Annotated in this window: 11 protein-coding genes and 1 riboswitch; of the genes, 3 read left to right on the top strand and 8 right to left on the bottom strand. The window is 55.0% G+C overall.

The features are described from left to right. Positions 1 to 23: 23 nt before the first annotated feature. From NHM04_RS12340 to NHM04_RS12325, 4 genes are all read right to left on the bottom strand, one after another. Positions 24 to 713 (bottom strand): FMN-dependent NADH-azoreductase, encoded by a 690-nt coding sequence (locus NHM04_RS12340; protein WP_254264092.1) that lies wholly within the window; start codon positions 711 to 713, stop codon positions 24 to 26. A gap of 77 nt (positions 714 to 790) precedes the next feature. Further along, the gene (locus NHM04_RS12335) at positions 791 to 1,195 is read right to left on the bottom strand and encodes a helix-turn-helix domain-containing protein (RefSeq protein WP_254264091.1); all 405 of its coding nucleotides are present in this window, start codon (positions 1,193 to 1,195) and stop codon (positions 791 to 793) included. A 217-nt stretch (positions 1,196 to 1,412) separates the two neighbouring features. After that, complete coding sequence (locus tag NHM04_RS12330; RefSeq protein ID WP_254264090.1) at positions 1,413 to 2,171, bottom strand: hypothetical protein; 759 nt, start codon at positions 2,169 to 2,171, stop codon at positions 1,413 to 1,415. Between the two features lie 282 nt (positions 2,172 to 2,453). Further along, positions 2,454 to 2,903 (bottom strand): nuclear transport factor 2 family protein, encoded by a 450-nt coding sequence (locus NHM04_RS12325; RefSeq protein ID WP_254264089.1) that lies wholly within the window; start codon positions 2,901 to 2,903, stop codon positions 2,454 to 2,456. Between the two features lie 77 nt (positions 2,904 to 2,980). Here NHM04_RS12325 and pelA point away from each other — a divergent pair, with 77 nt between their 5' ends. Next, positions 2,981 to 4,138 carry a pectate lyase gene (gene pelA / locus NHM04_RS12320; RefSeq protein ID WP_254264088.1) on the top strand — a complete coding sequence of 386 codons (1,158 nt, stop codon included), beginning with the start codon at positions 2,981 to 2,983 and terminating at the stop codon, positions 4,136 to 4,138. A 342-nt stretch (positions 4,139 to 4,480) separates the two neighbouring features. Here pelA and NHM04_RS12315 read toward each other — a convergent pair whose 3' ends face one another. Beyond that, positions 4,481 to 4,978, bottom strand: a complete 498-nt coding sequence (locus NHM04_RS12315; RefSeq protein ID WP_254264087.1) for a hypothetical protein — start codon at positions 4,976 to 4,978, stop codon at positions 4,481 to 4,483. On the opposite strand from NHM04_RS12315, the gene NHM04_RS12310 reads away from it, so the two are divergent. Further along, positions 4,950 to 9,719: a glycoside hydrolase family 16 protein gene (locus NHM04_RS12310; RefSeq protein WP_254264086.1), complete on the top strand. Its 4,770-nt coding sequence runs from the start codon at positions 4,950 to 4,952 to the stop codon at positions 9,717 to 9,719. The two genes, NHM04_RS12315 and NHM04_RS12310, sit on opposite strands and share 29 nt — an antisense overlap. 108 nt (positions 9,720 to 9,827) lie before the next feature. On the opposite strand, the gene NHM04_RS12305 is transcribed toward NHM04_RS12310, so the two are convergent. The 3 genes from NHM04_RS12305 to NHM04_RS12295 form a co-directional block, all read right to left on the bottom strand. Next, positions 9,828 to 10,172, bottom strand: a complete 345-nt coding sequence (locus NHM04_RS12305) for a HopJ type III effector protein (protein ID WP_254264085.1) — start codon at positions 10,170 to 10,172, stop codon at positions 9,828 to 9,830. A gap of 57 nt (positions 10,173 to 10,229) precedes the next feature. Then, a complete protein-coding gene (locus NHM04_RS12300; RefSeq protein WP_254264084.1) occupies positions 10,230 to 10,661 on the bottom strand; it encodes a hypothetical protein in 432 nt (143 codons plus the stop codon). Between the two features lie 155 nt (positions 10,662 to 10,816). Beyond that, positions 10,817 to 11,983, bottom strand: coding sequence for an AraC family transcriptional regulator (locus tag NHM04_RS12295; RefSeq protein ID WP_254264083.1), 1,167 nt, complete (start codon positions 11,981 to 11,983; stop codon positions 10,817 to 10,819). 118 nt (positions 11,984 to 12,101) lie between these two features. Beyond that, positions 12,102 to 12,198: riboswitch (TPP riboswitch) on the top strand. A gap of 47 nt (positions 12,199 to 12,245) precedes the next feature. Between NHM04_RS12295 and NHM04_RS12290 the strand changes: the two genes are divergently transcribed. Continuing rightward, positions 12,246 to 14,345: a TonB-dependent receptor gene (locus NHM04_RS12290; protein WP_254264082.1), complete on the top strand. Its 2,100-nt coding sequence runs from the start codon at positions 12,246 to 12,248 to the stop codon at positions 14,343 to 14,345. The last annotated feature ends 6 nt before the right edge of the window (positions 14,346 to 14,351 follow it).

Below are 14,351 nucleotides of genomic sequence, written 5' to 3'. Positions count from 1 at the left end.
TGCAGCTATCGTAATTCGCAAGATCAAGCCATAGCGACGGGTGCACGCCCCTTTGCGCCTTCAGCATAGACAGTAGCTTCCGTTAATCCTTCTATACGCTGCGTCAGATCCTCAAACGCCCGAGCCTTAGAATCTAAGTGCCGGTTATCTTGATACTCCTCGTAGCCCACGCGAATAAACTCAGGCTCGGCCAATCCAATGAACCCCGCAATGGTTTTGATGGCGGGCTCCAAAGTGTTAAGTGAGTAGAGTTCTCCGCCTGGCAACAGGGCGCCATCGCCAGCGCTGGTGATCACCGTGACGGGCGTTTGCGGCAGCAGCGGTGTGTAAGGGTTAGGCTGAGATGCGTCAAAGGCAAAGGTGCGACCGACCCGCACAACTTGATCGAAATAGGCTTTTAACACTGCAGGCATGCCAAAGTTATATAAGGGTGCGCCTATAACCACATGGTCGGCCGACATCAGCTCATCCACCAACTGATCGCTGGGGGCGATAGCCTGCTGCATTTGTGGAGTATGTTGTTCGGGGTCGGCAAACGCCGCCGCAACCCACGGCTCATTAACGAAAGCGGGCGGCTCGGCAATCAGGTCGCGCTCTATAACCTCAGTGGCGGGAGCAGCCGCCTGCCATTGGCGGCGAAATTCGGCGGTTAGCTGGCGGGTAATCGAGCGATTAATACGCCCGCTGCTGTTAATAATAAGTAGCTTGGTCATGGATGTTCTCCGGTGATGAGTGTGTCAACACACTTTGTCACGCGGGGTTCACACCCATCCAGAACCAGTTTTGGGAGTTACTCAGGTTTTTGTGACTGCCCCTCAGAGCGCTCGGCCAGGTAGCGTTCGCCCCAGGCCTCCAGCTGTTCCATTACTTCCGACAGAGATTCGGCTAGGGGTGTCAGGCGATACTCAACCCGCACCGGCACTTCGGCATAGACGTCGCGTATCACCAGCCCATCGGCTTCCAGTTCGCGCAGTTGCACGGTCATGGTTTGCGCTGACACCTGCGGCAGGGTGCGACGTAAATCCGAGTAACGCTGCGGCCCGCGGGAGATTTCGCAGAGAATGGATGGCTTCCAGCGACCGCGCAACACATTAATGGCGGCGCGTACCGGACACTCTTTTTCCAGCGCACCAATATGCTTGCGATGAGTATCAAGGGGATCGTCAGTAGTGTCTGATCTAGGAGCGCCTGTCATGGGTTTTTCCTGATGGCCGGATGCACCAGCTCCAGCATTTATGAATTTTTTATCATAAGCCGTCAGGCCAAGCGACTCAATTCACTCTGAACCTTAGTTGCACTTATTCGCCGTGGGTAAGCCACAATTCACAACCGGCGCCCTTTGCGATGATGTTGATAAGTGGTTGGTTCGCAAATCTGCCAGAGGTTACCTCGGAACAATCGATGACAAAGGCTCATCTCAACTCAAGTTCAGGCAAGCGATCGGGCGATAGGTTTGAATAAAAATGGTTGGGCTCACCCCGGTAATTGCCATTGTAGCCACTGACCACCGAGTTATCGAAAGGCTCCAACCCCAGGCTCGAGCGCTGCCGAGCAATCTCGCTATAAAATGTATCGGCGCGGTTTAATATCTCTGGCCAATCCGTCAGCGTGACTTCAAAACCATAATCTTTAGCTAAAGCTGAAAGATTAACCTGCGCAAAGGTAACATCTCCGCGCCGCCCCAACACCACCGCAAGCGCAGCGGCATCCATCGCCAACTCCCACTCTAAGGGTACCGCCGGGTCATCGTAGCCATACACCCGGCGATGATAGTCGGCAGACCGACCAAAGCCCTCATTTTCAATTAAATGCAGTAAAGAGCCTTTTTCGTAGAACAGGGAACTAATCGCTTGCGTCGAGCCCTGCGCCGCCGCCAAGCGCCGCAATCGCAAGCTCTCCTGCTCCACCTCAAGCAGAGCCTGCTGTTGCTCTTGCTCGCTTAAGGCTTGAAAGCGTTTTAAATCAGTCTTAAACAACCAGTGATCATTTTCTTCTGCTAAGGCCATAGTGGCGTAGACATCGCCATCCTCTGACAAAGCTTTAAGAGTGTCCATGGAGTAGCTTTTATAAATTTCCAGCTGCTCCTCATCCTTTCCTCGCTCAACCCATAAGCGCCGGTATTTGTCTTCGTCGGCAAAGTTCTGCGGATTGCGGCGCGCGGATTCTGGCAAATTAAGCTCTGTCGCGGGCTCGGCAGTGGGTGTGTCTACGCCTTTCGAGAGCGATGCTGAAGAGGAATTTATACGACTGATATCCGGTTCTGCTTGGATTGACTGCTTGTTTGCAGATAAGAACCCGTAAACCAATAATACGCAAATCAAAAACGTGACGAAAAACAAAAACCGTGTGCGGGTACTAAGGCTCATCCTTGCCTCCAGTTGTTATTATTTAACGCACAAGCTTAGCACAATTCGGCTATTGCTTAATCACCGATGGCGTCAACACTTGCGAGGCTAATTGTCGGTTTCTGTACTCCACACCTTCATAGTCTGCCCCGCCAGTAACCGGCACTCGTCACCGTGTTTTACGTAAGTCCGCATAAAGCGATAACTGTTAGCGTGGCGTGGGCCGTCGGTGAATTTATCCACCGTCGATAAACCGTGAATCACCGCTGTCGTCGCCGTGCGAATCACTTTGACATCGCTGGGCTCGCGGGACTTGAGAGTCTGATAATCCGGCCCCAGGCGGGCGAGCAAATCGGCTTTGCTTTCATGGGCCACGGCATGGTTATGCACCCATACAAAATCTGGCAACAGCAACTGCTGTAAAAACTCACGGTCTCCCGTGCGCAGCGCCTGCTCGTATTGATAATCCAGTTCGGTTAACGCCTTGGGCGCAAGACAGTCGGCGTTACTCACAGGGGCAAGGGCGACCAGTGCCAGCAACTTAACGAATCGAAACATAGAATCAGCCTGACCATTATTGTTAATTGGTCAGACCATATTATACTGTCGGCACAATAAGATCATCTGGAGTTTCTATGTATCGCCCCATCGCTTTTACCCTGCTGCTGTGCAGTGCGCTGCCTGTGGCGGCCGCAACGGACCAAGCGCTACAACAGTATCGCGAGCTGTCGCAAACCTTGGCGCAAAAGGATCAACAGGTCTTTAGCCAGGAGCTGCGAGACAGCGGACGCGAGCAGCCGCTTGAGGCGCCGCCCACGAAACGTTTTGGCTTTGACCCAAATCCGGAAGACGCCTACTTTCACACCGACGACGCAAAGCGCATTGCCGACATTATTTTAAGTTACCAAACGCCCTCGGGCGGCTGGTCCAAACGCACCGACATGAGCCTTGAACCCCGCCAGCCGGGACAGATGCTTGGGGTCGAGAAGCACTACATACCCACCTTTGACAACGGCGCTACCACCACGCAAATCTGGTTTTTAGCCCGTACCTATAACACCAGCAAAACCCCACGCTACGCGCAGGGCGTCGAGCGTGCCATCAAGCTGATTATGCAGGCGCAGTACCCCAATGGAGGATGGCCGCAGAACTTTCCCCTGACCGGCGGCTATCACGACTACATTACCTATAACGACGAGGCCATGGGCAAGCTGCTGCGGGTGATAGAAGCCGCTGCTAATCGCCGCGAGCCCTTGCAGTTTATTTCGCCAGAGCTGGCGAAACAGGCGCAAGACAGTTTTGCCCAGGGCATACAGGCCGTGCTTGATACCCAAGTGGTGGTGGACGGTAAACGCACCATCTGGGGCGCCCAGCACGAGGCGGACACTCTGGCCCCCATCAACGCCCGTAAGTTTGAACCCGTTGCCCTGGCAACCGCCGAAAGCGCCGAGCTGGTTGAATTTTTAATGACGCTCGACGCCCCCAGCGACGCACTTAAACAGGCCATTAGCGCCGCGCACGACTGGTTCGCGGCGAATCAGCTGCACGGTTTGGCGTGGGAAAAGGATAAAGACGGTCACAATGTTCTGGTCAAAAAGCCAGGGGCGGGGCCTATTTGGGGTCGCTTTTGCGAAATTGGCAGCAACAAGCCGGTGGTGGGTGATCGGGACGGCTCCGTGCACTACGATGTTATGGAAATTTCCCAGGAACGCCGCGACGGCTACGCCTGGTATACCGATAAACCCGCAGAAATTCTTAAAGACTACCCCGAGTGGAGCGCTAAACACCTGTAACTCCCCTGGCGGCGCCTTACTAAAGGATAAGGCGCCGCTTACTTCACGCGTTTTTGTGATCCCGCCTTAAATACCAACGCGCGCTGGCAAAGGTTTCCAGATTTTCCGTTTGTCACAAAGTGGCACCCGTCACTTTTCTTCCACTTAATCAGCACACTTGCCACCTTAGTGCCCGTCACGAATCTGGGACGACGCTCTTTATTGGCCGCGCCACACTCGCTGTTATCCCACAAAGCCAGCAATTTTGTGGGCCAACCATAACAGCGGCCGCCCATCTAAACCTCTCTGCCAGACGGGCCCCGCCATTAACAATAATAAAGAGGTCACAATGAAATCGAATGCCTATTTACCCTTTGTGGTAAGTGCATTAGCGCTTGCCCTATCCGCCTGTGGCGGCAGCTCGGGGGGCTCTGATAACGGCAGCTCCTCGGTAGCGAGCAGCGTCGCAAGCTCGGTGGATACTTCGTCCAGCTCCAGCGTCGAATCCTCCTCCAGTGAGGCCAGCGAGTCTTCATCAAGCTCTTCTGTCGTATCCAGCACGCCGAGTTCAAGCTCACTCAGCTCAAGCTCATCCAGTTCCAGCAGTGTCGAGAGTTCCAGCAGCTCAAGCGAAAGTTCGTCCAGCTCGACGGTTAGTAGTGTCGTTAGCTCCAGCTCATCGTCCAGCTCGTCCTCGAGTGAGATATCCTCATCCAGTAGTTCGTCTAGCAGCTCATCCAGCTCGTCGGTTGCATCATCTTCTTCCAGTTCTTCCAGCAGCGTGGCATCTTCCAGCTCGGAATCATCGGCCAGCAGTGAGGGCTGGACCCTGGTGTGGCAAGACGAGTTTGAAGGTTCCACTATCGACACCGCTAAGTGGGAACACGAAGTTAACTGCTGGGGCGGCGGCAACAACGAACAGCAGTGCTACACCGATCGCGCCGACAACAGCTATGTAGAAGACGGTAAATTGCATATCGTCGCGCGCCAGGAAACGTTCAGTGGCCCGGCGGTTAACCAGGAAAATCCGGCCTATTTCCCAGGCGACACATCTAAAACCCTGCCCTACACCTCGGCGCGCCTGCGCACCCGCAACAAAGCCGAGTGGACTTACGGGCGCATGGAAATTCGGGCCAAGCTGCCCGAGGGCGATGGCCTGTGGCCCGCCATCTGGATGCTGCCGACCCACAGTGAGTACGGCCACTGGCCGCTCAGTGGCGAAATCGACATTATGGAAGCGGTTAACCCCAACGCGGGTGGCGGCAACGAAACTCACGGCACCCTTCACTACGGTCGGGTTTGGCCCGGTAATTTAAACAGCGGCAGCGCCTATACCCCCCCGGCCAATGTGTGGGAAAACTTTCACACTTACGCCGTAGAGTGGGAGCAAGGCGAAATCCGCTGGTATGTGGATGACGTACATTTTGCTACGCAAACTCAGGATGGCTGGTTCACCTACTATTGGGGCGGACAGGAGCAGGGCTTTCAATTGGGCGAAGACGATGCCCCTTTCAACCAACCCTACCACTTGCTGCTGAACGTAGCCGTAGGCGGTAATTGGCCAGGTGCTCCCGACGGCACGGCGAGCTTCCCGCAAGCCATGGAAGTCGATTTTGTCAGGGTCTACGAATGTTCCGCCGATCCGGTAACGGGTAAAGGTTGTGCCCAGCGCGATGACAGCGCCACCCAGGTACCGGGCTACAGTGCACCGGTCGCCGAGTTTTTTGATTTGTATAACGATGGGCCTGCCAGCTTTACCTTTAACACCCCCGACGGCGAGGTCACCAACACACTGGTGCCCGGCTTTTACGACGGCGGTAGCGGTAATGTTATCAGCACCCCCAATGCGAGTGACGGCGACAACACCGTATGGGACATTCAGTTCAACGGCCCGGGCAACGCATTTTTATCGACCGCCGATATGGCGGCCTACCCGGAGGTAAACGACGGGCTTAAATTCACCAATATGGCCGAGTATGGCGAGCTGCGTTTTAACATGCGGGTTGAGTCCATCGAACCCGGCACTGAGCTGCAAATTAAGCTCGACAGCGGCTGGCCCAATGTCAGTTATCACGTTATCGAACCACCTGCGGTGGGTGAGTGGACTGAGGTCGCAATAGCGATTAATCAGCTGCAACCCAACAATATCGAAGCAGGCCAAATGGACCTGGGCCAATTGATTAACGCCTTTGTGATCGAAGCGACGGGAATGGCCCATGTGCAATTGGCCGATATTCGTGTGGGCTGTCTGACCCCCTGTGATGTAGACCCGGTACTGGCTGCTGTCAGCGATACACTAACAGGCAGTTTCAGTATTTTTGCCAACGGCGAGCCCGGCCCTAACTGGGATTTTGGCGTAGGCACCTGGGCAAGCACCGCTGGCCATGTCACCGCTGAAGTAGTCAGCGACGATGGCCGTGGCTCAGTGCTGGACATCCAATTCAGTGAATCCGATGCCAATGGCTTGGCATTTATTCAGTCCACCAGTGTTAAAAACGCCCGCGCTTTTGCCGACAGCGGCCAGCTTACCTTCGATATCAAAGTGCTGAGCTACGGCACAAATACCGGCGGTTTAGTGGTGAAGGCCGAAAGTGGCCCTGGACAGGGCACTGGTGACTACACCATCAATCCAGCCGTAGGCGATTGGGTTACCATCACCGTGGATATCGCCGATATGCTGACAGCCTCTAACAGCACCGGCTTTAACATCGACGCCATGAACACCCCGTTTGTGATTCTTCCCGCTTGGGGCGACCAGTCAGGCGTGCACATTCAGGTGGATAACATTCACTGGGTGGGCGGCACCGGCTCAAGCGAGGCCAGCATCGATGTTATCGACACCCCGTTTGATGTTTATAACAACGGCGGCCCCGGCCCACTGTGGGACTTTGGTGTCGGCAAATGGGACAACGACACCGGCCACGTCACCATTAACACCGTCAATGACACCGAGCGTGGCGATGTGTTGCAGCTGGACTTTAGCGACAGCGGCAATAATGGTTTGGCGTTTATTCAAGCCACGGAGTCCAAAGACCTGAGCGCCTTCGCCAGCGAAGGTCAGTTGGTGTTTGATTTAAAAGTCCTGGATTTTGGCAGCAACACCCAAGGCCTGGTGGTTAAGCTGGAAAGTGGCCCCGGTATCGGTACCGGCGACTATGTCATCAGCAGCCCCATTGCCAATGTCTGGACCGAGTACACGCTGGATATCGCGGATTTACTTGGTCACGCGGGCACCAGCGGCGCCTTTGACATCAATGCCATGAATACCCCCTTTGTGATTCTGCCGGTATGGGCGGACCAAAGCGGCGTGCAATTGCAACTGGATAATGTGCGCTGGCAATTTGCCGACAGCGATGGCGGGGCTTCCTCCAGCTCTTCCAGCTCGGTAGAAATCAGTAGTTCAAGCACCTCTTCAACCAGTTCGGAGGTAACCTCTTCCAGCAGCTCGGAGGCGACTTCTTCAAGTAGCTCCGAAGTGAGCTCTTCTAGCAGCTCCAGCCAATCCAGCGAGTTGACTAGCTCATCCAGCTCCTCTGCCGCCAGCTCTGATGGCTGGTCACTGGTATGGCAGGATGAGTTTGAAACTGCCGCTATCGACACGACAAAGTGGGAACACGAAGTGAACTGCTGGGGCGGGGGCAACAATGAAGCTCAGTGCTATACCGACAACCCCGCCAACAGCTACGTCGACAACGGCATGCTGCACATCTCCGCCATCTATGAACCGGGACAGGTGTGTGGCCCGGCCACCAATCAGGATGACCCCGCCTACAACCCGGCTGACACCTCGGTCTGTAAAGACTACTCGTCGGCGCGCCTGCGCACACGTGGCAAGGGGGACTGGAAATACGGTCGCATGGAAATCCGCGCGCGGGTTCCGCAGGGCGTAGGTGTATGGCCGGCTATCTGGATGCTACCCACTAATTCACCTTACGGCGGCTGGCCTCACAGTGGTGAGCTAGATATTTTCGAAGCCTTTCAGCCCGGCGTGTCTGGCCCTCAACCCACCGGCGAAGCCAACGAAATGCACGGCACCCTGCACTACGGCTACTCGTGGCCCTGGAACCAGTACAGTGGTGCGCCCTACGAGCCGCCCACCAATATCTGGGACGATTTTTATACCTACGCGGTGGAATGGGAAGAAGGCGAGATTCGCTGGTATGTAGACGATGTGCTCTTCGCCCGCAACAGCGGCAACTGGTTTATCTACTACTGGGGCGGCCAAGAGGTTGGCTACCAGGTGGGCACGGGTGCACAGCCATTTGATCAGCCCTTCCACATGCTGCTCAACGTGGCGCTTGGCAATGGCGACTACATCGACCTGCCTACCTTTACCGATTCACGCACCATGGAAGTCGACTATGTGCGCGTATATGCGTGCGCAAACGACCCCGTAACCGGCAAAGGCTGTGAAAGCGAAGCCGACGACAGAGACGTTACCGACATTGTGGGCCATCTACCGCCTGCGGATGTACGCGACGATTTCTGGATGTATCGCAGCGCCGAGGGCGGCATTGAGACGCTGACCTTTGATGTGAACAGCACTCAAGTGAACAACACGCTGCAGCATCAAATGTACAACCCGGACGGCTCACTCACCTCAGACCCCGGCGCGACGCCCATCGATTCAAGCGCCACCGGTCCGGTTTGGGATCTGCAGTTCGACAACTCCGCCGCCGGTGTTGCCTGGCTGCGCTCGGGCGATATGAGCAGCTACCCGGAGGTGAACGACGGCTTTAAGTTTGGCGACGATCAGCTCAATAATCGTCCACGCAACCTGGGTGAGTTCAAGTTCGATATCTGGGTAGAGTCGGCCGATGTGGGCGCCAAACTGCAGGTAAAACTCAACTCCGAGTACCCGGACCTGAGCTTCGGCGAGGTTGAACTGACGCAGGATATGGTGGGCCAATGGACGCCGGTATCCGTGCGCTTGTACAGCCTGCAAGCCAACCCCAACGAAACCTGGGGCCCCACCGTGGACTACACTTCGGTGATGCACCCGTTCGAAGTGGAACTGGTAGGCGGCGCCTCACACGTGCAGCTGGATAACATCCGCATCTCCTGTCTGGAAGATTGCGGTATCGAGCCCAAGCTGGCACCGGTCACCGTGACCGAAGATATGGATATCTTTGTGGACACGCTCTCCGCAGACTGGGGCAACCCCGGATTTGGCGTGTGGCAGGCTGACGGTCAGGTCATCACCATCGACGCTACAGTAACCGATCCGGACAAAGGCACAGTGGTGCAGGTAGAGTTTACCGATACCGGTATGGGCACTTTCTACATTCAGGATTCTGCCAAAGACCTGAGCGCCTTTACCGACGGTAATCTGGTGTTTGACCTGAAGGTTGTCAGCAACAACGGCAATACCAGCGGGTTCCTGGTTAAGGCCGACTGTATCTACCCCTGCGTGGGGGCGGAAGTGCCGGTACCACTGCCCGGCGACAACAACTGGCATACCATCACTGTACCTATCGCCGACATCAATCAGGGCGGTTTCGACATCACCACGGTGAACACGCCTTTTTCTCTGTGGCCTGTGTTTGAAGAACAGGACGTGACCTTCCAGGTGGATAATATTCGCTGGGAGTTAGCGGACTGATCACCTAGCAATTGGTCTCTTGAGTACCAACAGGGAGGTTGGCTCAACTGATTCAAAAAAGGCCCGCAAACTCGGTTTGCGGGCCTTTTTTTGGATTGTGACTTTCAGCTATTTCAGGGTAAGGGGTGCGTCTTCAAAGTGAACGCCGCCCCAACCGTGCTGAATAAAATTGCGGATATTACCGTGATCCGTGCCCTCGGGGTGTTGCAACACATCGTCGCGATAATACTTGCCAAAACAGGCCAGAGTTTGCGCTTCGGTTAAGCCGTGAAGCTTGCCAAATGCCAAAATTTTGCACGACCCCTGATTTTGCTCGGCACTGTTTTCCAGCTCACCATTGGTGAACGCCGTAGCGGTATGACTGTAGTAGGCGTCAATAACCGCCATCGTCTCGCTAAACTCGACGTTCAGCGGCTCTTCGGTCAATTTGTGAATAAACATCTCCAGCGTCATGGCATACCTCGTCAAACGTTAAACCGCTATTTTAGAGCTACGCCCCGCAGGGAACAATCAGCCGTCGTCGCTAAAGCGGCTACTCAAAGTTCCCTGGGCGCTGGTAATCTCAGTGGCATCATGGGCCAGACTGAACTGAGCACTGAACACCGCGCAGCGATGTTGAGCCACTTCGATGCTAACGGTCAGATGCAAAGGCTCGCCCCGCCAGGTGCGTAAATGACTGATTTCCAGCTCACTAATGTCGCGCTCGCCCAGGCTTTCAGGGCAGGCCAGCTGAGCAGCGCAATCGATCAAGCAGGGCAATACACTTTTTAACAGCGAGGGGGAGTAACTCAGGCCCTGCTGTATCGCCACATCCAAAACTGCCGAGACCCCAGGCAAATAGCTGGCCTGAATGGCAAAAAACGAACTGGCCGGATGGGATTCTAGCCAACGATGTAGAGTATGAGAGCAAGCATCGATTGCGGTGGGCATGGGTAATGACATAGCGAACCTCAATTTTATGTTTTTGGTTATTGTGTGTCTCTAGTGCGCTCAGCCTAGAAAAAACAGAGGTTAACCACTAATGCTATTGGAATTTTCATTGCGATTAGCGCAAAAGTTGAAGTTTTTTAGCGAATATTATTAATTAGCGCCAGGCACTAACTATCACCCGCCCCATCCTTATAAACATTTCTAAAAGCCTTGGGCGTGCAACCATACTCATCTTTAAACAATTTATTAAAGTAAGAGACGTTTTTGTACCCAACCGAATACGCGATTTCCGCAATGCTCGGCTCGGGTCCCGCCGACAGTAAGCGTGCAGCCTCAGTCAAGCGCACTTTGTTGAGATAACCGGTAAAGGTATAGCCCAGCTCAGCTTTGAGGATCGAGTTAATTTTACTGCGCCCGACTCCGGTCGCCGAGGCGATACCGTCCAGGTTCAACTCGCTGTTCGCATACTCGGTGGCGAGGTAACGCAAAATAGCCTCTTTATCGCGGTCGCGTCGGGGCTCTACCGACAACTGCTGATACGCCACCAGAGGTCGGTCCTTTTGCAGTTTGAGTTTAAGCGCATCGGTCAGCGCCCGCGTATGAGCGCGAAACAGCCAAATAATGGCCATCAGCCAAGCCAGCCCCAAAACCCCCGCCAGTAGATACAGGTAGCGCCAATCTCGCCCGCGCAGCTCAAGGGCGTTAATTTGCACCCGCGCCGAATCCAGCATGGGGCTTTGATGGGTAGAACCAAAAACCAATCGCGGTACCCGGTTAAGCTGGTAATCAATCATCGAGAGCTTGAGCTCAAACTTATCCAGCCACCACTGGGGCGTCTCCAAGCGAGTCAAATCTAACTCGACGGCGGACCACTGCTCGTCACAGGAGAAATAGGTCGCCGGCGAGCGATAGCTTAGCGGATCATCTTTTTGGGTGATGCCGGGCTCAAAGGTATGGGCGGCAAATGCCAGAACATTGGCAGGGACGCACTTCACGTTAAAGCTCAGCTTGTGGTATCCGGTAAGATCCAGCATGGTCGGCTGCCCGCCGTCATCGGTAAAGTTTAACGCCACCCCTGCATAGGGATACTGAGCAACATCGGAAAGACTCAGCGAATAATCAAGGCTGTAGCGGTCATCGTGGAATGTTACCTCTGAGAGGCCACCTTGGGAGTGATCCGTCTCGGCGCTCAGATGCCAGGGCAGCTCGCTCTGCGCTGCAGGCAGTAATGTGCGAGACGAGAATGTATTCTGGATACACCAATAACTGAGCAGCGCACTGAATAACAACAAACCTAGCAGCAGCGTGGCCACTTTTTTATAAAATTTCAGCATTACGGGTAACTTTAATTTTTTATCACTTCCTATCCTACCGCTAATTTCCCACTCAAAGTAGCGTCTAGCACGACGTCAGATTGGCATTGAGCAGCATTGGGCGTAAAATAGTCCGACGCTTAAATCCTCGGGGTGGCCGCTTTCTCAGGCCTGAGAAAAACCCGTTGAACCTGATCCGGTTAATGCCGGCGTAGGGATAGGACACTCTCTCATATCCGCGCTTATTTAGCATGCCGGGTCTCCTGTTGCTGTTGGAGACTCTATGAAACTCGCACACTTTGCTTTTGCCACTTTACCTTTCGCCATTGCCGCCCAGGCGCAGGGCAATACCATTGAAGAAATTCTGGTGACGGCGGACTTTCGCCCCACGAACCTGAGCCAGTTGGCCACCAGCGCAAGTGTTATTGATGCTGAAGCCATCAACGCCCGTGGCGCCGAGCACCTGGCACAAATTTTAAACACCGCCCCCAATGTGAATTTTTCCACCGGCGCCTCGCGCGGCCGCTTTTTTCAAATTCGCGGTATCGGTGAGCGCAGCCAATTTATTGAGCCGGTTAACCCGTCCGTTGGCCTGCTGGTCGATGGCATAGACTTAACCGGCATTGGCGGGGCAGCAACCACGCTGGACATTGCCCAGGTGGAAATTTTGCGCGGCCCGCAGGGCACACTCTATGGCGCCAACGCCCTGGCAGGCTTGATAAATATGGTATCAGCCGCCCCCACCCAAGAGTTCGGCGGCGAAGTGAACGCCACCCTGGGCGACTACAATATTCAAACCCTGAGCGGAGCCATTAGCGGCGGGCTAACCGATACCCTGAGCGCCCGCGTCGCACTGGAGCAGCACAGCTCCGACGGCTACCAGGACAACGCCTACTTAAATATTGACGACAATCAGAATATCGACGAGCAAACCGCCCGCGCCAAACTGCGCTGGCAGCCCAGTGATTCGCTGCAATTGGATGTGACCGGCCTGTACGTCAATGTCGATAACGGCTACGACGCCTTCTCTTTGGACAATACCCGCACCACCCTGTCGGATAACCCCGGCCACGACCGCGCCGAAACCACAGCTGGCTCGGCGCGCTTGCAGTGGCGCTTAAACGATGCGGTCTCACTGGTGGCGCTGGGCAGTCACGCACAGTCGGATACCGAATACGGTTTCGATGAAGACTGGACCTACGCAGATATTTGCAGTGACTTCACTTGTATTTATGACGGCTACAGCTCAACCGATAATTACCTGCGCGATATCGACAACACCACCGCCGATTTACGCCTGGTGTCCAACAACGAACGTCACGAATTCGGTTGGGTGGCCGGCGTGTATTACCGCGACCAGAACGAGAGCTTACTGCGCGAGTACACTTATGCAAGCGGCGACTTTACCAGCGATTTCAGCGCCGAAAACACCGCCCTGTACGGCCAGTTGGATATCCCGCTAAGCGCTGCGCTTAAATTAGTCACCGGCCTGCGCTATGAAGAGCGCAGCGCCGACTACCGCGACAGCGACGAGGTAAGCTTCTCCCCCGAAGACGATATGCTGGGCGGCAAGCTGGCGCTGGAATACCACACCGATACCACCTTGTATTACGGTTTGATCTCGCGCGGTTACAAAGCCGGCGGCTTTAACAGCAACACCGCACTGCCCGAAAGCTCGCGGGAATATCAGCCGGAGTTTCTGTGGAACTACGAAGTGGGCGCCAAGTTTGCCTCCAACGATAGCCGCATCACCAGCAATATCGCCGTGTTCTACCAAGATCGCGACGACGTGCAAACCAAGCAATCGCTACTGCAACAAATTGATGGCAACACCTGCCCCTGCAGTTTTGAAGATTACACCACCAATGCCGCCGCAGGCCACAGCTACGGTTTAGAAGCAGACATTAATTGGCAGGCAAGCGAAGCCTTGCGCTTGTTCGCAAGCCTGGGGTTACTGCGTTCGGAGTTTGATGACTTTCAAAGCTTCGCCCACGCTGACGCCAACCCCGGCGAGGGCGAGGCTTACGATTTATCCGGCCACGATTTACCCCACGCCCCCCACTATCAATTTACCGCCGGTGGCGAATACTTTTTTACCGACCACTGGTTTGCACAGTTAGAGGTAGAGGGAAAAGACAGCTTTTATTTCTCCAGCCGCCACGAAGCCCAGGCCGACGCCTATGAATTGCTAAACGCCCGCTTGGGTTACACCGCCGCGCACTGGGAGCTGGCGCTTTGGGGCCGCAACCTGACCGATGAGGATACCCAAACCCGAGGCTTTGGCGCCTTCGGCAACGACCCGCGCAAAGGCTACGCCACCGAGCCCTATTATCAATTTGGCGAACCGCGCGTCGTGGGTTTGTCCGGCACTTACCGCTTTTAAGGAGCC

Origin of the sequence: Gilvimarinus sp. DA14 (assembly GCF_024204685.1) — a bacterium.
In the GTDB taxonomy this organism is placed as follows: Bacteria; Pseudomonadota; Gammaproteobacteria; order Pseudomonadales; family Cellvibrionaceae; genus Gilvimarinus.
This window is presented reverse-complemented; position numbering and strand designations above follow the sequence as displayed.